Annotated in this window: 22 protein-coding genes; 5 read left to right on the plus strand and 17 right to left on the minus strand. The window is 60.5% G+C overall.

Features of this window, described 5'->3' with window-relative positions:
• Positions 1 to 18 precede the first annotated feature (18 nt).
• Together rraA and RVM26_RS07095 are read left to right on the plus strand one after the other, a co-directional pair.
• Positions 19 to 513: a ribonuclease E activity regulator RraA gene (rraA, locus tag RVM26_RS07090; RefSeq protein ID WP_287805943.1), complete on the plus strand. Its 495-nt coding sequence runs from the start codon at positions 19 to 21 to the stop codon at positions 511 to 513.
• An 87-nt stretch (positions 514 to 600) separates the two neighbouring features.
• Positions 601 to 2,484, plus strand: a complete 1,884-nt coding sequence (locus RVM26_RS07095) for a glycerophosphodiester phosphodiesterase family protein (protein ID WP_498941501.1) — start codon at positions 601 to 603, stop codon at positions 2,482 to 2,484.
• Between the two features lie 22 nt (positions 2,485 to 2,506).
• Here RVM26_RS07095 and ggt read toward each other — a convergent pair whose 3' ends face one another.
• On the minus strand, positions 2,507 to 4,294 hold the full coding sequence (gene ggt, locus RVM26_RS07100; RefSeq protein WP_287805937.1) for a gamma-glutamyltransferase: 1,788 nt from the start codon (positions 4,292 to 4,294) through the stop codon (positions 2,507 to 2,509).
• 167 nt (positions 4,295 to 4,461) lie between these two features.
• Positions 4,462 to 6,846, minus strand: a complete 2,385-nt coding sequence (ppsA, locus tag RVM26_RS07105) for a phosphoenolpyruvate synthase (protein ID WP_039182175.1) — start codon at positions 6,844 to 6,846, stop codon at positions 4,462 to 4,464.
• Between the two features lie 342 nt (positions 6,847 to 7,188).
• On the opposite strand from ppsA, the gene ppsR reads away from it, so the two are divergent.
• Positions 7,189 to 8,022, plus strand: a complete 834-nt coding sequence (gene ppsR, locus RVM26_RS07110) for a posphoenolpyruvate synthetase regulatory kinase/phosphorylase PpsR (protein ID WP_016913992.1) — start codon at positions 7,189 to 7,191, stop codon at positions 8,020 to 8,022.
• A 9-nt stretch (positions 8,023 to 8,031) separates the two neighbouring features.
• On the opposite strand, the gene RVM26_RS07115 is transcribed toward ppsR, so the two are convergent.
• The 4 genes from RVM26_RS07115 to RVM26_RS07130 form a co-directional block, all read right to left on the minus strand.
• The gene (locus RVM26_RS07115) at positions 8,032 to 8,610 is read right to left on the minus strand and encodes a hypoxanthine-guanine phosphoribosyltransferase (RefSeq protein ID WP_096922894.1); all 579 of its coding nucleotides are present in this window, start codon (positions 8,608 to 8,610) and stop codon (positions 8,032 to 8,034) included.
• A gap of 30 nt (positions 8,611 to 8,640) precedes the next feature.
• Positions 8,641 to 9,660, minus strand: a complete 1,020-nt coding sequence (nagZ, locus tag RVM26_RS07120; RefSeq protein WP_287805930.1) for a beta-N-acetylhexosaminidase — start codon at positions 9,658 to 9,660, stop codon at positions 8,641 to 8,643.
• 83 nt (positions 9,661 to 9,743) lie between these two features.
• A complete protein-coding gene (locus RVM26_RS07125) occupies positions 9,744 to 10,259 on the minus strand; it encodes a L,D-transpeptidase family protein (protein ID WP_498941502.1) in 516 nt (171 codons plus the stop codon).
• Complete coding sequence (locus RVM26_RS07130; RefSeq protein ID WP_287805925.1) at positions 10,237 to 10,923, minus strand: TetR/AcrR family transcriptional regulator; 687 nt, start codon at positions 10,921 to 10,923, stop codon at positions 10,237 to 10,239. Before RVM26_RS07130 ends, RVM26_RS07125 begins: the two co-directional genes overlap by 23 nt.
• Before the next feature lie 224 nt (positions 10,924 to 11,147).
• Here RVM26_RS07130 and lexA point away from each other — a divergent pair, with 224 nt between their 5' ends.
• Complete coding sequence (gene lexA, locus RVM26_RS07135) at positions 11,148 to 11,825, plus strand: transcriptional repressor LexA (protein ID WP_287805922.1); 678 nt, start codon at positions 11,148 to 11,150, stop codon at positions 11,823 to 11,825.
• 34 nt (positions 11,826 to 11,859) lie between these two features.
• Here the strand turns inward: lexA and RVM26_RS07140 are convergent, their stop codons facing one another.
• Positions 11,860 to 12,531 (minus strand): energy-coupling factor ABC transporter permease, encoded by a 672-nt coding sequence (locus tag RVM26_RS07140; RefSeq protein ID WP_096922891.1) that lies wholly within the window; start codon positions 12,529 to 12,531, stop codon positions 11,860 to 11,862.
• 23 nt (positions 12,532 to 12,554) lie between these two features.
• Positions 12,555 to 13,409, minus strand: a complete 855-nt coding sequence (purU, locus tag RVM26_RS07145) for a formyltetrahydrofolate deformylase (protein WP_189464045.1) — start codon at positions 13,407 to 13,409, stop codon at positions 12,555 to 12,557.
• Positions 13,410 to 13,683: 274 nt separating this feature from the next.
• On the opposite strand from purU, the gene RVM26_RS07150 reads away from it, so the two are divergent.
• On the plus strand, positions 13,684 to 15,282 hold the full coding sequence (locus tag RVM26_RS07150) for a ribonuclease J (RefSeq protein WP_498941503.1): 1,599 nt from the start codon (positions 13,684 to 13,686) through the stop codon (positions 15,280 to 15,282).
• A gap of 92 nt (positions 15,283 to 15,374) precedes the next feature.
• On the opposite strand, the gene moaE is transcribed toward RVM26_RS07150, so the two are convergent.
• The 9 genes from moaE to RVM26_RS07195 all read right to left on the minus strand — a co-directional run bounded on the left by moaE (position 15,375) and on the right by RVM26_RS07195 (position 22,336).
• Complete coding sequence (moaE, locus tag RVM26_RS07155; protein WP_287805916.1) at positions 15,375 to 15,854, minus strand: molybdopterin synthase catalytic subunit MoaE; 480 nt, start codon at positions 15,852 to 15,854, stop codon at positions 15,375 to 15,377.
• 3 nt (positions 15,855 to 15,857) lie between these two features.
• Entirely contained in the window at positions 15,858 to 16,652 is a 795-nt protein-coding gene (gene moaC / locus RVM26_RS07160) for a cyclic pyranopterin monophosphate synthase MoaC (protein ID WP_039182206.1), read from the minus strand.
• A 4-nt stretch (positions 16,653 to 16,656) separates the two neighbouring features.
• The gene (gene mobB, locus RVM26_RS07165; protein ID WP_287805913.1) at positions 16,657 to 17,217 is read right to left on the minus strand and encodes a molybdopterin-guanine dinucleotide biosynthesis protein B; all 561 of its coding nucleotides are present in this window, start codon (positions 17,215 to 17,217) and stop codon (positions 16,657 to 16,659) included.
• A gap of 23 nt (positions 17,218 to 17,240) precedes the next feature.
• Positions 17,241 to 18,470, minus strand: coding sequence for a uracil-xanthine permease family protein (locus RVM26_RS07170; RefSeq protein ID WP_039182211.1), 1,230 nt, complete (start codon positions 18,468 to 18,470; stop codon positions 17,241 to 17,243).
• 89 nt (positions 18,471 to 18,559) lie between these two features.
• Positions 18,560 to 19,189, minus strand: coding sequence for a uracil phosphoribosyltransferase (upp, locus tag RVM26_RS07175; RefSeq protein ID WP_039182214.1), 630 nt, complete (start codon positions 19,187 to 19,189; stop codon positions 18,560 to 18,562).
• 97 nt (positions 19,190 to 19,286) lie between these two features.
• Positions 19,287 to 19,970, minus strand: coding sequence for a uracil-DNA glycosylase (gene ung, locus RVM26_RS07180; RefSeq protein ID WP_287805909.1), 684 nt, complete (start codon positions 19,968 to 19,970; stop codon positions 19,287 to 19,289).
• 1 nt (position 19,971) lies between these two features.
• The gene (gene gpt / locus RVM26_RS07185) at positions 19,972 to 20,451 is read right to left on the minus strand and encodes a xanthine phosphoribosyltransferase (RefSeq protein ID WP_100731227.1); all 480 of its coding nucleotides are present in this window, start codon (positions 20,449 to 20,451) and stop codon (positions 19,972 to 19,974) included.
• Positions 20,452 to 20,457: 6 nt separating this feature from the next.
• Positions 20,458 to 21,003, minus strand: coding sequence for an adenine phosphoribosyltransferase (locus RVM26_RS07190; RefSeq protein WP_039182221.1), 546 nt, complete (start codon positions 21,001 to 21,003; stop codon positions 20,458 to 20,460).
• Between the two features lie 34 nt (positions 21,004 to 21,037).
• The gene (locus RVM26_RS07195; RefSeq protein WP_498941504.1) at positions 21,038 to 22,336 is read right to left on the minus strand and encodes an NCS2 family permease; all 1,299 of its coding nucleotides are present in this window, start codon (positions 22,334 to 22,336) and stop codon (positions 21,038 to 21,040) included.
• Positions 22,337 to 22,383: the final 47 nt, after the last annotated feature.

Here is a 22,383-nt window from a genome sequence, read left to right on the forward strand (position 1 = left end):
CACTGACAGGAGACTCTCATGACGACCACACCTTACGTCGTTACCCCCGATCTGTGCGACCAGTACCCCGAGGTCAAGGTGCTCGAGCCGATGTTTGCCAACTTCGGCGGCGTCGATCACTTTTACGGGCCTATTCGTACCGTCAAATGCTTCGAAGACAACACCATGGTCAAGCAGGCCGTCGCCGAGCCCGGTGAAGGCGCCATCCTGGTGGTGGATGCAGGCGGCTCTCATCGCTGCGCCATGCTGGGCGACATGCTGGCTGAACAAGCTGCCAAAAACGGTTGGGCAGGCGTCATCATGTATGGCTGTGTGAGAGACGTAGACATTCTGGCGACCCTGCCACTGGGCGTGCAAGCGCTGGGCAGCCACCCTCGTCGCAGCGAAAAACATGGCGAAGGCCAGCGCGACGTGGCAGTGACCTTTGCAGGCGTCACGCTGCAGGTGGGTCAATGGCTCTACGCCGACAATAACGGCATCATCGTCGCCGAACAGCCGCTCAAACTCTCTTGAACGCGCCTAACCCCGGCTAACCCGCCAGACTTGTCAGTGGTGGCAGATAGTGCCACCCTGATATTTCATTTTCATGCCACGGACACCATGCAGCCGCTCAAGCCACTGGGCTATGCCCTCCTTCGCACCCTTCGTGACCACCTGCGCCCACTGATTGCCTACCACCTGCTGTTCACGCTGTTGGCATCGGCCGTGGTGTTGCCGCTGGTGGCTTGGGCTTCCCAGCGATTCATGGCGCAGCTCAACCGTACCGTGGTCACCAACGATGCCTTGCTGGCGCTGCTGTTCAGCCCCCTGGGATTGTTCACCCTGCTGGCGGGCCTTGCGGTCACTTTCTTGCTGATCTACTGGCAGCAAGCGGGCATGCTTCAAGTGGCCAGCAGGCCCAAAGACAACCACTACCGCCTGGCACTGGAGGCCCTGTGGCTCAGCACTCGGCGCCTACCAGCACTGCTGCTGCTGGTGATCCTGCAGGTGGGTGCCCACCTGCTGCTGCTGGCCCCCTTCATGGTCGCCATCGCCTGGCTATACGACCTCTGGATCAGCGGTCTTGACCCCTACTATCTACAGCGTGTACGCCCGCCGGCACTGTGGTACTTCATTGCCTGTGCGTTGCCGGTCGTGCTGCTGTGGATGAGCCTGGCTGCCTGGCTGTATCTGCGCTGGCTACTGGCTCTGCCGCTGGTGGCGCTGGAACAGTGCCACCCGCTGCAGGCCCTGAAGCGCAGCGTGCACCTTACCCGGGGCTGGCACCGCTCCATTGGCGCAGCGGTGCTGCTGTTACTGCTCGTCATCATTGCCTTGCCGATTGCCACCACCTGGCTCTATGACACACTCATCACGCCGCTGCTATGGTGGCTGCCCGAGCACAGTGCCGTTCTGGTACCGGCGATGCTGGCCTATCTGACCGGCTATGTCCTGATCACCCTGACCATCACGTTTCTGGGTATTACCACCCATGCGCTGCTGTCGGCCTGCCTTTACTTGCAGCTTGCCTATCGGGAGGCCCGGCCTGCCGCTTCCGAGAGCGAACAGACAGGCCGCTTGGCCTGGGCATTGGAAGTGTGCGTCTTGCTGATTGCCGCACTGCAAGCCTGGTGGATACTCAACAGCTTCGAAATACGCGACAACGTCGCCATCATCGCCCACCGAGGCAGCTCCATGGTGGCGCCTGAAAACACCTTGGCCGCCGTGCGCCAGGCACTGGACGATGGTGCCGATGCCGTCGAGCTGGACGTGCGTCTCAGCGCCGACCAGCAGGTCATGCTCTACCACGACCGCACGCTGGCTCGGCTCACCGGTGACCCCAGGGAGTTTCGCGAACTGACCCGCGACGAACTGAGCGAGTTCGATGTGGGCAGCTGGTTTGGCGATGCCTTCCAGAACGAACGAATCGCCGGGCTGGACGAGACCCTGGCACTGGTGAAGGGCCGCGCCGCGCTGATGATCGACATGAAACCGCTACCGGGCCAGGAGGAAGCGCTGGCTCAAGCGGTACTGGATGAACTGGATGAAGAAAACGATCGTCGCTACCGCTGCTGGGCCACCCAGCACGATGCCTTGAATGGAATGGCCGCCTGCGGATTCCCGCATACGCTGCTGGAAATGCGCATGGCCACCATGTCGCCCGCGCTGGTCAACTTCATCAAGCAGCGGGCGCCCGAGCTGAGGGTGACACTGCTGGCGCAGCTGATACTCCCCGGCACGCTCGACCGTCGTCAATTCGATGCGCTGGGCTTGCGACATAACCGCATTACCCGACAGGAAATCCGTCTGGCGGCACTGTATGGTTATGAAATCCATGCCTGGACGGTGAATGACCGAGCCAGGATGTCGACGCTGATCGATCTTGGCGTAGATGCCATCATCACCGACTATCCTGACCGCTTGAGGGAACTGATCGAAGACCGCCACGCCATGAGCGATGGCGGCCTGATGCTGGTAAAACTGCGCAACTGGCTACGTCAGTAGCGCGCGACGGCGGGCAAGGACATCACTCACCCATGACCACGCCCTCACGACGCGGGTCGGCGCCACCGTACAAGGTGCCGTCCTCCAGCTTCATGATGGCTTGCAGGCCACTGGTCAACTCCCGCTCACTCACCTGATGCCCGCGCCCACGCAGTGCCTCGGCGGCCTCCTCCGAGAATCGACCCTCTTCCAGGTAGACATCGCCTCCCAGGGTGATGGCATGAGGCAGATTCAGCGCTTCCTGAGCATCGAGCCCCCAGTCACGCATGGCCACCAGGCTTCTGGCCGTGTAATGAATGATCGCTGCGCCACCTGGCGAGCCCAGGCTGGCCACCAGCTCACCGCTTTCCAGATCGAAGACCAGCGTCGGGCTCATGCTGGAACGGGGACGTTTGCCAGGCTCAACGCGATTGGCCACGGGGAGGCCTTCGCTTTCCGGCTCGAAGGCAAAATCGGTCAGTTCATTATTGAGCAGATAGCCCCCTGCCAGCCCCGTGCCCCCGTCTGCCAGGATACGTGACCCAAAGGCTTGCTCGATGGTCGTGGTCATGGCCAGCGCATTGCCATCGCCGTCCACGATGCTGATGTGGCTGGTGCCATACTCAGGCTGTTCGGGCTGGCTGGCAAAGCTCACTTCCAGCTCACCGGGGTTGCCAGGCTCGACGCTATCGCCCAGTGACGCTTCACCCATCAGGCGACTACGCTGGTTGAGGTATTCAGGGGCCAGCATCGTGCGCCAATCGCCTCCCGGCGCCTCGACAAAATCAGGATCACCGATGTAGCGACCTCGGTCGGCAAAGGCCAGCCGAGACGCTTCAAGGAACTGATGCAGCCAACCGCTACTGGGAGCACCGTTATCCAGCGGTGCTTCGATCAACGGCTGCTGATCGAGAATACCGAGGATTTGCATGACGGTGATATGGCCCGACGACGGCGGTGGGAAGCCACACACTTCCCACTCCTGCCAAGGCGTACAGATCGGCTCACGCTCCACCGGCTCATAGCCGCTGAGGTCGTCCAGGCTCATCTCGCCCGGACGCTGTGGATGGGACTGCACTCGGGTCACCAGATCCTCGGCAATCGCACCTTCGTGGAACGCGCTGCTGCCCTCTTCTGCCACTCGGCGCAAAATGGCGGCCAATGCGGGATTGGTCAATGTGTCACCAACGGCCAGCGGCTCGCCTTGCTCATCGTAGTAGTACGCTCGGGCCAACGGGTCCTCGCGCAGCGCCGTATCGTTGGCCAGGCTGGTATGCAGCCGATGGCTGACGGCAAAGCCCTCTTCCGCCAGCGTAATGGCAGGGGTGAAAAGCTCTCGCCAGGCGAGTTGGCCATGTTCGGCGTGGGCCTGCTCCAGCATGCGCAGTACCCCCGGCACCCCCACAGAGAGACCGCTGGCCACCGCCTCCATGAACGGCAGCGGCTCGCCATCTTCCATGAACAGCTCACCGGTGGCCGCGGCAGGCGCGGTCTCGCGACCATCGAAGGCCTGCACATTGCTGCCGTCGTAATGCATCAAGAAGGCACCGCCGCCGATCCCACTGGACTGCGGCTCTACCAGGGTCAGCACCATTTGCACGGCCACCGCCGCATCGATGGCATTGCCACCGGCCTTGAGCACTTGATAACCCGCGTCAGTGGCCAGCGGGTTCGCCGCAGCAACGGCAAAGGATTCAACGGCCCAACCGGGCTTCTCCTCATACCCTGAGCCTACTTCCGGCGACATCTCGGGGGCCTGGTAACTAAACCCCCAGCTCACCATAGGAACGAGTAGTAGGCCCGTCAGGGGGATTGCCCGTTTAGGCAGCATAATTTATCTCCTTTTAACCAGGACACAGGCAGACATCGCACAGCGCCTCGGGGGCGGCGTTATCCAGAGCGGCGTTATCCAGAACAAAGCGTAGCCTATAAAACCCGTGCGCCCGGCACAATGGCCGGGCGCAAAAACAAACAGCAGGCTCACGAATGTCATGCCACTCAGGCGATACTTTCTCCGGCCAGCATGAACCAGGTCTCGAGGACCGCGTCCGGATTCAGCGACACCGAGTCGATTCCTTGCTCCATCAGCCATTTGGCCAGGTCCGGGTGATCCGAAGGCCCCTGGCCACAAATCCCCACGTACTTGCCTCGTGCCTTACACGCCTGAATGGCCATGGCCAAAAGTTTTTTCACCGCCGGATTACGTTCATCGAACAGGTGGGCCACGATGCCCGAGTCACGATCCAGCCCGAGGGTCAACTGTGTCAGGTCGTTGGAGCCAATCGAGAAGCCGTCGAAATATTCGAGGAACTCGTCGGCCAACAGCGCATTGGCAGGCAGCTCGCACATCATGATGACCTTGAGGCCGTCAGGGTCGCTGCTGCCACCGCGCTTCAGGCCGTTGGCGGCCAGCAGCTCGACCACTTCACGGGCTTCATCCGTGGTGCGTACGAAAGGCACCATGATCTCGACATTGGTGAAGCCCATCTCTTCACGCACGCGCTTCAGCGCCCGACACTCCAGCTCGAAACAGGGGCGGAAGGCATCGGAAATGTAGCGAGAAGCGCCACGGAAGCCCAGCATGGGGTTCTCTTCACCTGGCTCGTACAGCTTGCCGCCTATCAGGTTCTCGTACTCGTTGGATTTGAAGTCCGAGAGGCGGACGATCACCCGCTGCGGATGAAACGCCGCCGCCAAGGTGGAAATCCCCTCCACCAGCTTGTCGACGTAGAAACTGACCGGGTCGGCGTACCCTGCCGTACGCAGGTCGATCACCTGCTGAAGGTCAACCGGCAGCGTTTGATAATCCAGCAGCGCCTTGGGATGCACACCAATCATGCGGTTGATGATGAACTCCAGGCGCGCCAGCCCCACGCCCGCGTGGGGAAGGCTGGCAAAGCCAAAGGCACGGTCCGGGTTGCCCACGTTCATCATGATCTTGAAGGGAATCTCCGGCATGGCATCGACGCTGGAGACGTTGCAATCGAAGGCCAGCAGGCCCTCATACACATGACCGGTATCGCCCTCGGCACAGGAGACCGTCACGTCGCTGCCTTCCTGTAGCTGCGTGGTGGCATCTCCACAGCCCACCACCGCGGGAATGCCCAGCTCACGGGCAATGATCGCCGCATGACAGGTACGCCCGCCCCGGTTGGTGACGATGGCCGATGCCCGCTTCATGATCGGCTCCCAGTCGGGGTCGGTCATGTCGGTGACCAGGATGTCACCCTCTTGAATCTTGTCCATCTCGTCAGGACTGAGCACGATCTTGACCGCACCACGACCAATGCGTTGCCCGATGGCCCGGCCAGTGATCAGCGTGCGGCCCTTTTCGCGCAGCTGGAAGCGCTCCAGCTTGCCGCCCTCCTGCTGGGAAACGACGGTTTCAGGACGTGCCTGCACGATGTACAGCTTGCCGTCATCGCCATCCAGCGCCCACTCGATATCCATGGGCCGCTGGTAATGCTGCTCGATGGTGACCGCCTGACGGGCGAGGTCCATGATCTGCTCGTCGTCGATACAAAAACGCCCGCGATCCTTGTAAGGCACGTCAACGGTTTCCACCGAACGACCTGCGCTGGCATCCTTGCCGTACACCATCTTGATCAGTTTCGACCCCAGGGTACGACGCAACACGGCCGGACGCCCGGCGGCCAGCGTGGGCTTGTGCACATAGAACTCGTCAGGGTTGACCGCCCCTTGCACTACGGTCTCACCCAGCCCCCAGGAGGCGGTGACGAACACCGCGTCCCGGTAGCCGGACTCGGTGTCCAGGGTAAACATGACACCGGACGCACCGGTTTCGGAGCGCACCATTTTCTGCACACCGGCCGACAGGGCAACGTTCTCGTGGGCATAGCCCCGATGGACGCGGTAGGAAATTGCGCGATCATTGAACAGCGAAGCAAAGACTTCGTGAACCGCATGCTTGATGTTGGCCAGGCCTTCGATATTGAGGAAGGTTTCCTGCTGACCGGCGAACGATGCATCCGGCAGGTCTTCCGCCGTTGCCGAGCTGCGCACCGCTACCTTCAGGCCGGGGTGTTTTGCCTGCAACTGCTGGTACGCCTGCTCCAGTGCCGCTTCGAAGGTGGGCGGCAACGGCGTCTCGATGATCCACTGGCGAATACGCTTTCCAGCTTCGGCCAGCGCCTTGACGTCGTCGACGTCGAGCCGTGCCAGGGTGTCGTTGATACGGTCGTTGAGGCCTTCGTGGGAGAGAAACTCGCGGTATGCATGGGCCGTAGTGGCGAAACCGCCGGGCACCGTGACACCCACACCGGCCAGATTGGAGATCATTTCGCCAAGCGAGGCGTTCTTACCACCCACGCGTTCGACGTCCGCCATACCCAGCTGATCGAACCACAGAATGTACTCTTCCACGCAACCCCCTCACTCAGACATTGATGCAACCGTTGGGACGACACCCATTCACGCTGTCACCCTAGCATCGCGGCCCCCTATTCGCCATTGGTCTAACAGCGCAGGGAGTGGAGGATTTTTACAACAACGGCCGAAAACACAGCGTTTATGTAGTCAGTACAGAACGCAGACCTGTTTGCGCGAGCACAATTGCGAGCCCAATCGCAAGTAACCTGCACACGCAAACCCTGCTCACGAAAACCCTGTGCTCGAAAACCCTGCACTCGAAAACGTTGTACTGCCATGGCACACGGCACACAATGAGCGCTCGTAAATCAGTTGGATGAGGATGGCGGACAGACTATGAAACGAACAGCCTTTTTTATTTCCGATGGCACGGGGATCACGGCAGAAAGCCTGGGGCGCAGCCTGTTGGCGCAGTTCAGTGACGTGGACATCAACATGATCACCAAACCCTACATCGACACGTTGGAAAAGGCTCAGGCCGTCGCCGAGATCATCGAGTCCACCGCGATGCGCGACGGTGTTCGCCCCATCATCATCGACACCATCGTCGACCAGCAGATCCGCAACGTCATCCGCCAGGCCTCCGGCTTCAAGGTCGATATCTTCTCGACGTTTCTGGAACCGCTGGAGCAAGAGCTGGGAACGCACTCTTCCTACAGCGTGGGGCGCACCCACTCCATAGGCAGCGACGATGTCTACATGGACCGTATCCACTCGGTGCATTTTGCACTGGATAACGATGACGGTGCCCGCACCCATCAATACGACAAGGCAGACATCATTCTGGTGGGGGTATCTCGCTGCGGTAAAACGCCAACGTCCTTGTACCTGGCGCTTCAATTCGGCATTCGCGCAGCCAACTATCCGCTGACAGAAGACGACCTGGATGAAGATGGCCACTTGAAATTGCCGAAAGCGCTGGCACCCCACCGGCACAAGCTGTTCGGCCTGACCATCGATGCCCGGCGACTGGCGGCCATTCGCAACGAGCGTCGCCCCAACAGCCGCTACAGCTCCATGGATCAGTGCCTGCAGGAAGTCGAGCAGGCCGAATCGCTCTACCGCAGCATGAACATTCCTTTCATCGACACCACACGCTTCTCCGTGGAGGAGATCTCCACCCGCATGATTGCCGAAACCGGCCTGGCAAGACGTTTCTCGCCCCGCTAGGCCAGAGCTTTACATGCCCTTGGGCGCAAAAATACCCGGGGCATTTCGCCAGTAGCCTTTGTAGTCCATGCCGAAACCGAAGACGTAGCGGTCGGCGACTTCCAGACTGCAGTAATCGGCTTTCAGACCAGGCACCGCTTTGCGGTCGTGCTGCTTGTCCACCAGTACGGCGGTGGTCACGCTGGCGGCCTGGGCTTCCTTGCAGTACGCCAGGATGGCCGCCAGGGTGGCGCCTTCATCGAGAATATCGTCGACGATCACCACATGCCGACCCGCCATGGGTACTTCCGGAGAGACCCGCCAGAACAGCTCGCCGCCGCGCAGTTCATTGCGGTAGCGGGTAGCGTGCAGGTAGTCCACTTCCAGTGGGAAACCCAGACGTGTCAGCAAATGACCGGTGGTGATCAACCCCCCGTTCATGACGCAGTAGAAAACCGGCAGTTTATCGCCCAGGTCACGGGTAATCTCTTCCGCCATACGGTCCAGCGCACGCTCGACCTGCTCCTGTGAAATCAAACAGTCGGCGTTGTCCATCAACTCGCGCATGGAGTCCAGCGACTCCAGCGCTTCTTTATCCAATTTGGACATCGAGCCTCTCCAAAACAGTCTATGGGTCAATTAGCTGGCGTCAGCGACCAGCGCTTCCAGCCTGGCGTGGGTCTTGCGCCAACGGCCCAGCGCGGCCAGTGCTTCCAGCTGCGGTCGCGCGCGACCATAACGCAGCTTGGCGGGCCGCTTGTTGAATACGTCATGACAAGCCTGCACCACTTCCAGCGCAGCCTCACGGTCGTTGCAGATCAGCAGCATGTCGCAGCCCGCTGCCAGGGCAGCCTTGGCACGCTCAGCGGGGCCACCCGCCTCATGAGCCCCCGCCATGCTCAGGTCATCCGAGAAGATGCAGCCTTTGAAGCCCAGTGACTCACGCAGCATGCCTAGCCAACTGGGCGAAAAACCAGCCGGGCGGGAATCGAAGGCAGAGTAGACGACATGGGCGGGCATGACGCCGTTGAGCAGCGTGGCAAGCTGGCTGAAGGGCACCAGGTCGTGCTCCTTGATGGCCGAGAGCGGACGCTCATCGACAGGGAGAGCGGTGTGCGAATCGGCCCCCACGCCGCCATGACCGGGAAAATGCTTACCCACGGCCGCCATTCCTGCTTCGTGTAACCCGTGTACGAAGGCTTGCCCCAGCAAGGCGACGTGCTGAGGGTCGCGGCTGAAGCTGCGCTCCCCGATCACGCTGGAAATACCGCTGTCCACGTCCAGCACGGGGGCAAAGCTGATGTCCAGGCCACAGGCGGCCATTTCCATGCCCAGCAGCCAGCCGGTATCTTTGGCCAGCGCCAGCCCTACCGACTGATCATGGGCAAACACGTCGCCAATCCGAGCCATGGGCGGCAGGCGCGTCACGCCTTGCCGGATACGCTGAACCCGGCCGCCCTCTTGGTCGACGGCCAGTAGCAGGTCGCCACGCACACGACGAATGCTGTCACACAGCTCCCGCACTTGGGTGGCGCTTTCCACGTTACGAGCAAACAGAATCACGCCACCTACCGCGGGATTCTTCAGCAGGCGCTGGTCTTCCTTGGTCAGGGTCTGGCCTTCCAGGTCGAGCATGACCGGGCCTAGAGGTTGAGTCATCGTACTGGGTCCAGGAAAAAGGGCGTCATTCTAGACCACCCGTGTGATCTTTCAAAATGTGGAGTATGCCAGCGGGGACAACGTCAATGCAGCCATACTGGCGTACCCAGCACAGCCCGTTTGAAAAGCCAGAGCAGGTCGGCATTACGTAGACGCACACAGCCGTGAGAAGCAGCAAGGCCCATGGGCTGGTCAGGGGGAGTACCGTGCAGGTAGATGTAGCGACGCTGGGAATCGACACGGCCGCCGCGATTGATACCACGCTCCAGGCCACATAGCCACAGTATGCGGGTCAAGATCCAGTCGCGCTCGGGGAATTCGACCGCCAAATCGGCAGAGTAGACCTCTCCGGTCCAACGACGCCCTCGAAAGACCGCATCCTCGGGTAGCCCATCGCCAATGGCTGCCCGCACATAGTGCCAGCCCAGTGGCGTACAGCCACTGCCCTCCTCTTGCCCCACACCGGCCTTGCCCGTGGAAACGGCGCATTCGTGCTTTAGCTCGCGCCCCTGCCACCAGCGCAGGCGTTGGGCCTGGGTGTCGATTTCCATCCAGCCACCTTCAACGGGCGGCAGATCAGCCAACCTGGGCGTTTGCATGAGGCTTCTCATCCACGGTTGCTGCAGGCAACGGCATTGGCGCGCTCATGGCCGCCACCACGACGGGGCGCAGGCGTCGGATCAAGTCGCGTACCGTTACCTGCTCCTGATAATCCTTGGCGGCGATATCGCGCAGTGCATCCAGGCCAGACAGAGTGAAAATTACCGTGCCCAGCATGAAGTGCAGCCGCCAGAAGCGCTCGGCATCTGGCAGCTCGGGCGTTGCCCGGCGCACCAACTCCGTGAAGCGCGTGAAGACATCACCATACTGCTGCTGAATATAGCGACGCAGGTGTCCTTGCGCCTGGCTGTAAGCCAGCCCCAGCAGCCGCATGAACACTTTCAGGCTATGGCGCTCGGCAGGCACGGCCAGCACGGTGGTGGCCATGGTTTCCAGCAGCACCTCCAGAGGAATGGCCTGGCCTTCGTAGCGCGCTTCCAGCTCGTCCAGCGCAGTATGGAAGCGTTCGGAGAACGGGTCCAGGTAACGGGCAAATACCGCCTGTATCAGCGCTTTCTTCGACCCGAAGTGATAATTGACGGCAGCAAGGTTGACCCGCGCTTTGCTGGTGATATTGCGCAGTGATGTTTCGGCAAACCCCCGCTCTGCAAAGAGCACCTCTGCCGTATCCAAAATACGTGTGACCGTATCCGACTGGGCCATAGCGCCCTCCCAAAACAGGTGTTTAAAACATGGCGATCGCGTTGGCGAATAGTATGCCATTCCCCCTGCTGGCTCAAACGATTATCCCGCTCAAGGTTCAGGCCGCGTGCCCCGGTACGGATTGCAACTCATCATGTACTGGACAGAGCAACATACTGTATACTTAAACACATACTGATTTTACGGACATGTAGCGACTGTCTTTTCACTGTTTGGAGTCTGATATGTCACGCCCACTCACCGCACGCCAGCAGCATGTATATGATTTTATCGTGAAGACCATGGGCGAGCTTGGCTACCCCCCTACCCGCGCCGAAATCGCCAAGGCGCTGGGCTTTCGTTCTCCCAACGCCGCCGAAGAGCATCTGCGCGCTCTGGAGCGCAAAGGTGCCATTCGCATCATTCGCAATACGTCCCGGGGCATTCGCCTGCCCAACCAGGAGCCGCTCGACGCCACGCCCCCGGCAGCCGAGCCTACCAGCGCCGCCAACGATGCCACGCCCAACGGGCTGCCGGTCATTGGCGAAGTCGCGGCAGGCAGTCCCATTCTGGCAGCGGAGCATATCGACCGTTACTGCCCGCTCCCTGCAGAGTACTTCACCCCCAAGGCCGACTATCTGCTGCGAGTTCGCGGCCTGTCGATGAAGGATGTGGGCATTCTGGAAGGCGATCTGCTGGCGGTGCATCGTACCGACCGCGTGCGTGACGGTCAGATCGTCGTCGCGCGCCTGGAAGACGAGGTCACGGTCAAGCGTTTTAAACGCCAGGGGCATCACGTCACGCTGCTCGCCGAGAACGAAGACTTCGCCCCCATCGAAATCGACCTGAGAACTCAACAGCTGGATATCGAAGGCGTCGGGGTAGGCGTCATCCGAGGCGGCAACGGCCAGGCACTGGGCTAAAATACTGGGCTAGGACACTGGACCAAGCCACCGCCTACTGCATATCGATGTAACGATGATCGTTGAACGTGGCGACCCAGTGCGGGTGGTAGACTAGCAAGATACTCAGCAGCATGCCGGTGATGAAGGCTTCCGAGGGCATCAGCAAGGGTAAAAAGCGGGCATACTCCTGAGCCAGATAGATCGCTTCAGGGTCGGTGCCCGCCACCAGAATCAGCCCCACGGCCGCCAGCCCGCCTCCTAGCGTGGCCAGCGCAGCACCGAAAAAACCGCAGGCAAACAGAAACACCATCAGGTTGTCCGGCAAGCGGCGATCCACGATACGCCATACCACCCCCGTGATCACGGCGGGCACCAGTCCCGTCACCAACACGTTGGGCCCCAACAGCTCCCAGGCATTGCGCCCGATCACCACCATCGCCACGTTGAGCAGCAGGTTGCTGATCAAGGCCAGGGGCACCTTGAACACCAACGTCATCAGCACCGTGAACACCAGATGCAGGGTCAACCAATCGACCGCCTGGGCCCGCAGCTGCCACATCAGCATCACGGCAAGCGTCGCGGCCATCCAGCGATGCTGCAAACCGGTATCTTCCAGCAGCGGCTGCCAGGGGCGCTGCCAAAGCACCCACCCCAGCGCACCTGCCGACACCAGCCAGGTAGCCAGCAGTGCCCAGGTGGCCAGCACGCTTTGTGCAAAGGACATGGCGCCCCTCCCCGGTGGGCGAGTTAGCTGAACACGACGGTCTTGTTACCGTGAATCAATACGCGATCTTCCAGATGCCAGCGCAGGCCGCGGGCCAGCACGGCTTTTTCCACATCACGGCCAAAGCGCACCAGGTCGGTGGGCGTATGGCAGTGGCTTACCCGATGGATATCCTGCTCGATGATGGGCCCCGCATCCAGCTCTTCGGTTACGTAATGGCAGGTGGCACCGATCAGCTTGACGCCACGCTCGTAAGCCTGGTGGTAAGGCTTTGCCCCGGCAAAGGAGGGCAAGAAGCTGTGATGAATATTGATGACGCGCCCGGCATAGCGCTCGCACAGCGAGGGGGGCAGTATTTGCATGTACCGCGCCAACACGACACAGTCGGCCCGTGCCGCATCGATCTGGGTTTGTACCTGCTCGAAAGCCGCCTGCTTGTTGGCTGGGTCCACCGGCACGTGGTGATAAGGAATGCCGTACCACTCGGTGAGCGAACGCATGTCGTCATGATTGGAAATGACGCTGACGATATCGCAATCCAGCTCGCCTGCCTGCCAGCGATACAGCAGATCCACCAGGCAGTGGGATTCCCGGGAAACCATCAATACCACGCGGCGGCGCTTCTGGGTGTCCACCAGTGACCACTGCATATCGAATTCGGCGGCGACGGGTTCGAACGCCGTACGCAGCGCCTCGGCCGACATGCCCAATGAATCGGCGAGAATTTCGTAACGCATGAAAAAGCGACCCGTCTCCAGGTCGGAGTGCTGGCTAGCCTCGGTAATCGAGCCGCCCTGCTGGGCAATGAAGCTGGAAACACGCGCCACGATGCCCACCTGATCCGGGCACGACACAACTAAACGGTAATAATGAGACATCAATGAACACTCTTGCGTATGTAACGGCACGTTCGCCAGGGACTTACCTGCCGACAGGCAAGTCTCACCAGGCGCACTAGTGTAACGCAAGCGCTGCAACCAAGCACTGTGGTGCAGTGCCGCGATGATTGTTACAGGCCCCTCCCTTCCCGTATAGTTAAGAGATTACTTCCCAGGCTTTTCATGACCGATGCATCCACCACGCGTTCAACTTCGTCCCCGTCGCCGCCCGCCCCTGCACCTGCTTCCGCTAGGTGGATGCGGTGAAATTGGAATGAATCTTACGCTGTATGGATACGACGATCAGTGGATCGCCGTCGATTGCGGCATGATGATTCGTCAAGATCTGCCCAACTCGCCGCTGCAGGTACCCAACACCGACACCCTGCAGACCCTCGGTATTACGCCTGCCGCACTGTTCATCACCCATGGTCATGAAGACCACATCGGCGCCGTGGCCTGGCTATGGCCGCGCTGGGGCTGCCCTATTTTTGCCACCCCACTGGCGGCGGGTCTGCTGCGCCACAAGTTTGCCGAACACCAGCTCAGCAGCGCTGCCATCGAAATCATCGAACCCGGCGATGCAGTTGAGCGCGGGCCCTTTACCCTGCGTTACTTGAGTGTCACCCACTCCATACCTGAAAGCTGCGCCATCATGATGCAGGCAGGCGACTATCGGGTTCTGCACACGGGTGACTGGAAACTGGACCCGGAGCCGCTCATCGGTGCGCCGGTGAATGCCGCCCATTTCCGCGCGCTGGCCCCTCTGGACCTGGTGGTGGGTGACTCCACCAACGCCCCCATGCCAGGGCAGTCGGCCAGCGAAGGCAACGTCGCCAAGGCACTGGCCAGCACCCTTGCGAAGTGCAAGGGGCGCGTCGTGGTGTCGTGTTTCGCCAGCAACCTGGCGAGGGTTCTGGCCATCGGGCGTGCCGCACAAGCCTGCGGACGCCGCGTCAGCTTGATGGGCCGCTCCATGGAGCGCATGGTGAGCGTGGCCAGAGGGTTGGGCTACCTGGACGATTTTCCGGCACTGGTACCGCCCCACGATCTTGGCTATTTACCCCCCGAAGAAGTCGTGATCATTGCCACGGGCAGTCAGGGTGAGCCACGCGCCGCGCTTCAACGACTGGCGCAACGCCGTCATCCCTTCGTCGACCTGGAGCCCGGTGACAGCGTCATTTTTTCCGCCAAGGCCATCCCGGGCAATGAGCGCCCCATCGAACAGCTTAAAAAACGTTTGTTACAGCTGGGTGTCGATCTCTTCGATGAAAACAATCATCCCGAGCTGCATGCCACAGGGCATCCAGCCCAAGAAGAGCTCAAGAAGCTTTACCAATGGGTACGCCCAAAAGCCCTGTTACCCGTGCACGGTGAAGCTAGACATCAGCAGGCCCACCAGGCACTGGCCGAACAGCTGGGCATCAGCGCGCCCCTTACGCCGGTCAATGGCGACATGATCGCGCTGGACAACCAGGGCCTGCGCCTGGAAAAACGCCACCCCCAGCCACCTTGCATCGTCGATCAAAACAGCGTGAGGCCCCACCCCGGGCTCGAGCACCAGACTCCCGGCGCACGGCGCGGAAGCCTGTTTCTGGCACTACCGGTGACCGCCACCGAGACCGGCTGGTGGCGCATTGGACGGATGATGCTGGATACCACGGGAGCCAGCCCGCTGGATGAGGAGAGTTTCAGCGATTGGCTGGACGATCAGTTGGAAGAGATCGAGGCCGAGACCCTGGCAGACTTGCGCCAGGCGCTGCAACCGCGCCTGATGCACTGGCTGGCCAACCACCTTCAGCACATGCCTGAGGTGCACCTGCAGATCATGGCCGCCGATATGCCGACCGAGGAAGAACTCGATCGGCAGTAGTTCATGCGGTAGTTCATGCGGTAGTTCATGCAAAAATTCAGACAAAAATTCTTGCCAAAGTTCATGCCGAATTCAGCAGGTCCAAGCGCGGGTCATGACCAGCGCTCGGCATCCTGCTGATCGGTTTTGCGCTCCTTGACCCAATATGTCCCCTGGCGTGCGCGCTCCTTTTTCCAGAACGGCGCCTGGGTCTTGAGATAGTCCATGACGAAGTCGCAGGCCAGGAAGGCATCCCGGCGATGGGCACTGGCGACCAGCACGCGAACGATAGGGTCACCTGGCGCCAAATCTCCCACCCGATGAATGATGCGCACCGCCTGGAGCGACCAGCGCTGCCAGGCCTGCTCGGCGATCTCCATCAGGCTGCGCTCGGTCATTCCCGGGTAATGCTCCAGCGTCAAGCCCAGTACATCGGGCGACTCGTTGAAGTCGCGCACCAGTCCGGTAAAGCTGACCACCGCACCGATATCCGTGCGACCCTGCAGCGCCTGCTCGTAGCCATGAGCCATGGAGAAGCTGTCCCCGGTGACCTCGACCACGAGCGCTTTATGCGGATGTTCAAGCAGCGCCATGACTCAGCCCCCCGTGACGGGCGGAAAGAAGGCCACTTCGTCATCGTCGGTAATGCGCGAACTGTCGCTGGCCATGACCTGGTTGATGGCACATAACGTACGCTGATCGGACAACAGCGCATAGCGCGCATCCTGAGCGCTGAGCGCCGCCTTCAGGCCCGCGACGTTGCGGCTCGGCAAGCGGTCCAGATCCACCGACACATCGCTTTCCCCGACCCGCTCGCGCAGCTCGGCCAGAAACTTGACCCGCACGCAGGGAGATGAGCAACGCTCCCCAAGGCTTACTTCCCCGGATGCCCCTTCGCCGGTCACGATGGGCGCGGGCATCAGGCGCTGGTAGTCTCCCCGGCTGCCTCCCTGCTTGCTCTCCAACTGCACGGCTTCGATGCGCATCTCTTTATCGACGGCCTTGCACATGTCATACAGCGTCAGGCAGGCCACGGACACGGCCGTCAGGGCCTCCATCTCTACCCCCGTCCGGCCATTCAGGCGACACAGCGCCGTAACGTTGACCCAACCGTTGTCGTGGTCGATCTCGAAGTCCACCGACACCTTGGAAAGCGCCAAGGCGTGGCACAGCGGTATCAGCTCGTGGGTGCGCTTGGCCGCTTGAATACCGGCGATGCGCGCCGTGGCCAGCACATCACCCTTGGGCAAGGCACCGTCCGTCAGCAGCTGAAGCGTCTGAGCGCTCATCACGATTCGTCCAGAGGCAACGGCCTCTCGGCGTGTCTCAGCCTTGTCGCCAACATCGACCATGTTGGCTTCGCCTTGGGCATTGAGGTGGGTTAACTGCATCGTGTCACCTTTTGCTATCAATCAGAGAGTGGCGCTGCTCGGCAGCCCAGTCGAACACCCAGCGGGCAATACCATCAATGTCGTCGAGGTTCAGCCGCATCACATCCTCACGCAGAGGCACAGGCACCGCGCCACTCAGCGCAACGGCCACCCCATGCGGGTCATCGAGGATGTGCGCATCACCAATGCCCTCTCGGTAGAGCACCAGCTTGGCGATGGGCCAGGCTTTGAAACCTTCGACGATGACCAGGTCAGGTGCATGCGGTGCCATGAGCGAAAGCAGATACGCCAGATCCGGCTCTTCCTCTGTCGGCATATCCATCATCAGTGCCAGACGGCGACTCGATGCCACCAGCATCGGGGCCGCTCCGGCCTTGCGCAACTGGTAACTATCCTTGCCAGGCTGATCCACCTCGAACTGGTGATGGGCATGCTTGATCACCGCCACCGACAGCCCAAGTGCTCGCAGCCGAGGCAGCAGCTGCTCGAGCAGCGTGGTCTTTCCCGTCCCGCTCCACGCGGCGACACCCAGCACCGGAAACGCACAGTTTGGTGACTCTTTCATGGCATACCTCGTCAACTGAGCGACTATTCGCCTTCTTTCTCTGCAGGCAACAGCCAGTTTAACGCAATGCCCACCAAGGCTGCCAAACTTACGCCCTGCAAGGTGAATTGACCACCCCCGAACTGCATGCCGCCAATGCCGAAGACCAGAATCAGCGACACCACCACCAGATTACGCGCCGCCGTCAGCGACTGCCCTGCGCGCACCAGGGTATTCATGCCCACCACGGCAATCGAGCCAAACAGCAGAGTCATGATGCCGCCCATCACCGGACCGGGAATGGTTTGCAGCAAGGCACCCAGCTTGCCGACGAATGCCAGCACGATGGCCAGCACGGCGGCAATCACCATGTATTTCGGGTTGAACGCCTTGGTCAGCGTCACCGCGCCGGTCACTTCGGAATAAGTGGTATTGGGCGGACCACCGAACAGCGCCGCCGTGGTCGTGGCCAGGCCGTCACCCAGCAGCGTGCGATGCAGGCCGGGTTTTTCCAGGTAGTTCTTGCGAGTCACCGAACCAATCGCCACCATGTCGCCGATATGCTCCACAGCGGGTGCGATCGCCACCGGAATCATGAACAGAATTGCGGCCCAGTGAAAACTGGGGGCAGTGAAATTGGGCACCGACAGCCAGGCCGCTTCCCTGACCGGGGCAAAATCGACCACCCCCATCAGCAGGGCCAGTACGTAGCCCACCGCAATACCGCCCATGATGGGCACCAGACGCAGCAAACCACGCCCGAACACAGCCAGCACCAGCGTCACCAACAGACTGGCCATGGAGAGAAAGATCGCCGCACCGTAGCCAATGTTGTCACTGGTTTCACCGGTGGCCATGCTGACCGCCACTGGCGCCAGAGCAAGGCCAATGACCATGATGACCGGCCCCACCACCACCGGTGGCAACAAGCGGTGCAACCAGGCCGTGCCTTTCAGTCGAACGGCCTGTGAAATGGCCACGTATACCAACCCGGCGGCCATCAGCCCACCCATGGTGGCAGAGACTCCAAAGCTCGCAATCGACCCCTGAATGGGGGCAATGAAAGCAAAGGAAGAAGCCAAAAAGACCGGCACCGTCTGGCGCGTAATGCCGTGGAAAACGAGCGTGCCCACCCCAGCGGTAAACAAGGCCACGCTGGGGTCCAAGCCCGTCAGCAGCGGTACCAGCACCAAGGCACCAAATGCGACGAACAGCATTTGTCCGCCGGTCAGCAGTAGTTTAGGCCACGACTCTTGTGCACTATTCGTTGTCATTGCACCACTCCAGGAAGGTCTATCGTAGATAACGGAGGCAAAAAAATGCCCCCAACGCGGTGCGTAAGGGGCTGTATGTTACGGAGCGCTTAACGCGTCCCGAAAATCTTGTCGCCGGCATCTCCCAAGCCGGGGACGATGTAGCCATTCTCATCGAGTCGGTCATCTACCGACGCGGTGTAGATTTCTACATCAGGATAAGCATCTTGCACCCGTTTGATCCCTTCAGGGGCAGCCACCAGCACGATCACTTTCATGTGTTCACAACCGCGCTCACGCAGCATGTCCAGTGTCGCCACCATGGAACCACCGGTCGCCAGCATGGGGTCGATGACGATGGCCATGCGCTCTTCGATATCGTTGGCAAACTTGGCGAAGTATGGCACCGGCTGCAGCGTTTCCTCATCACGATAAAGGCCCACCACGCTAACCCGCGCACTGGGGATGAGGTCGGTCACGCCTTCCAGCATCCCCAGGCCTGCGCGCAGGATAGGCACGATGGTCACCTTTTTGCCCTTGAGGCGCTGTGTCGCGATAGGCTCACCGTTCCATCCCTGAATCTCGTGATTTTCAAGCTCCAGACCCTTGGTCGCTTCGTAGGTCAGCAGCTTGGCCACTTCACCCGCCAATTCACGAAAGCTTTTCGTGCTCAGGTCAGCTTCACGCATGAGTCCCAGTTTATGCTGAACAAGCGGATGGTTAATGGCGTACACACTCATGGGACTTCCTCACTACAGGGGATTCGGGGTGGCAATCAGGATCGTATCGACACGCGATCAAAATTGCGCGCCATTCTACCCGCAACTGACCATCAGGTTAAGGCTTTTCCGGCAATTGCCACGTAATAGGCGTACGGCCCTGCTGCTGGAGGAACTGATTTGCCTTGGAAAAATGGTGATTACCGAAGAAGCCACGGTGTGCCGACAGTGGCGAAGGATGGGGCGACTCCAGTACCAAATGGCGCTGGGTATCGATCAGCGCTTTCTTCTGGCGGGCATGGCTGCCCCAGAGCAGAAACACACAGGGCTCGCCGTGCTGGCTGACGGTTTCGATGGCCCGGTCGGTGAACGACTCCCAGCCCTTGCCGCGATGCGACGCTGCATTGCCCTGCTCCACGGTCAGCGCAGTGTTCAGCAACAACACGCCCTGCTTGGCCCAGGGTTCCAGGAAGCCATGGCGCACCGGTGTAAAACCTACGTCCGCCGCCAACTCTTTATAGATGTTGACCAGCGACGGCGGCACCGGCACCCCTGGCTGTACCGAAAAACACAGGCCATGTGCCTGGTTGGGGCCGTGGTAGGGGTCCTGACCGAGAATGACCACCTTGACCGAGGCCAGCGGGGTCAGCTCAAACGCACGAAACCAGAGGGACGAATGAGGATAAATGACCTTCTTGGCCGCTTTTTCCTGAGCCAGAAAGGCTTTCAAGGCCGACATGTAGTCGGCCTTGAACTCTTGCCCCAGCCACTGTTGCCAGTCATTGGGTAGCGGAGTCGACATGTTACTTCTTCATCTGGTCGGCGAGAGGCTCGACATAGGCAATGCCCATGTCCCAGGGAAACTGAATCCAGCACTGCTGTGCCACTTCGGTCAGGTACTGATCCACCAGCGGCCGACCTTCGGGCTTGGCGTAGATGGTCACGAAATGCGCCTTGGGCAGCATTTCACGCACCGCACGCGCCGTCTTGCCGGTGTCGACCAGATCATCCACCAGCAGCCAGCCTTCGCCGTCGTGGTCGACGCCTTTCATGATGTCCAGACCACCCTGGCTCATGTGGTCGTAGCTCTTGATGCAGATCGTGTCGATCAGGCGGATGTTGAGTTCACGGGCAATCAGCGCCGCAGGAATCAATCCGCCTCGGGTAATCGCCACGATCCCCTTGAAGTCACGCTCGATCAGCAAATGGCACAGCTGACGAACGTCACGATGAATCTGATCCCAGGAGACGGTGAAGTGTTGGTGGTAGCGTTCGCTGCTCATGGGGCGTTACTCGTCTTCATTAAAGGAACAGACCGCGAATACGCTATAGCCCGCATCGCGAATTTTGGTAGAGCCACCCAGTTCAGGCAGGTCGATGATCGTTGCCGTCTCGACGACCTGGCCGCCGCAGCGCTGAATGAGGTTGGCCGCTGCCAGCATGGTACCGCCGGTGGCAATCAGATCATCCATCAACAAAATACGGTCATTCTGCTGAAAAGCGTCGGCGTGCAGCTCGACTTCCGAATGACCATATTCCAGCGTATAGGTCTCGCTGATCGTCTTGAACGGCAGCTTGCCCTTCTTGCGCACCGGCACGAAGCTGCAGCCCAGCTCATAGGCCAACGGGGCGCCAATAATGAAGCCACGAGCGTCAATCGCCGCGATGGCATCCAGGTTCATCTCCTGGTAGCGGTGCACGAAGCTATCGATCAGCTTGCGAAAGGCAGCGCTGTTTTGCAGCAGCGGAGTGATGTCACGGAAGTTCACTCCTTGCTCTGGCCAGTCAGGAACCGTGCGAATAACGGACTTAATGTAATCGCCGTAGATGCTCATCGCGTCTCTCATTGATTAGTCAAAATGCGGGCAGTTAGCCCAGGAACAGGAATTTTGCTGCAAACAGCAGCGCCAGCACGACCACTGCCGGATTCAGGTCGCTGAATCGACCTGACAGGGTCTTGATGGCAACGTAGCTGATAAAGCCCAGGGCAATACCCTCGGCAATTGAGAAGGTTAGCGGCATGGCCAGCGCAGCGATCAGCACCGGCGCGGCGTCTGTGGGGTCTTCCCAGTTGGCATGCGCCAGGCTACCCGCCATCAGCACCGCCACGTACAGCAGAGCGCCCGCCGTGGCATAGGCCGGAATGGAACCCGCCAGCGGCGCAAAGAACAGGCTGATCAAAAACAGTACGCCAACGACCACCGCCGTCAGACCGGTACGGCCGCCCGAGGCAATGCCCGCTGTCGACTCGATGTAACTGGTCGTGGTGGAAGTACCCAGCGCAGCACCGGCCATGGACGCCGTGCTATCGGCCATCATGGCGCGGCCAATGCGCGGCAGCTTGCCGTCCTTGTCCAGCAGCTTGCCACGGTGTGCCACGCCCACCAGCGTACCCGAGGTATCGAACAGGTCCACGAACAGGAACGCAAAAATCACGCTCAGCATGGCCACGTCCAGCGCACCCATCAGATCCATGGCCATGAACGTCGGCGCGATGGAAGGCGGCATGGACATGATCCCGCCATACTGGTTGTGGCCCAGCACCATGGCCATGACGGTCACACCCAGAATACCGATCATCACCGCACCGGTCACGCGCAGGTAGGCCAGCGCGGTAATCACGAAAAAGCCCAACAAGGCGTAAATGGCCGGCGGCTGGGACAGGTCGCCCAGCGCCACATAGGTCGCCGGATTGGACACCACGATGCCCGCATTCTTCAGGGCGATCATCGCCAGGAACAGGCCGATACCCGCCGCAATGCCCAATCGCAGCGACAGCGGAATCGAATTGATGATCCACTCACGAATTTTGAAGATACTCAGCAGGAAGAAGGCCAGGCCCGAGAAGAATACCGCCCCCAGCGCGGCCTCCCAGGTGTAGCCCATTCCCAGCACGACACCATAGGTAAAGAAGGCGTTCAAACCCATCCCCGGCGCCTGGGCAATGGGGTAGTTGGCCCATAGCCCCATCACGAAACAGCCAATGGCCGCCGCCAGACACGTCGCCACGAACACGGCACCGTAATCCATGCCGGCTTCGGAAAGAATGCTCGGGTTGACGAAGATGATATAGGCCATCGTAAGGAACGTGGTGACCCCTGCAATCACCTCGGTTTTTACGTTGGTCTTCTGCTCGGCGAGCTTGAAGTAGTTGTCCAGAAATTTCATGTCGTTTTTATCCTTCGCGCTTACGCTGGATGCGTCCCTTGGTGCGA

Origin of the sequence: Halomonas sp. KM072, from assembly GCF_050710315.1 — a bacterium.
Classification (GTDB): Bacteria; Pseudomonadota; Gammaproteobacteria; order Pseudomonadales; family Halomonadaceae; genus Vreelandella; species Vreelandella hamiltonii.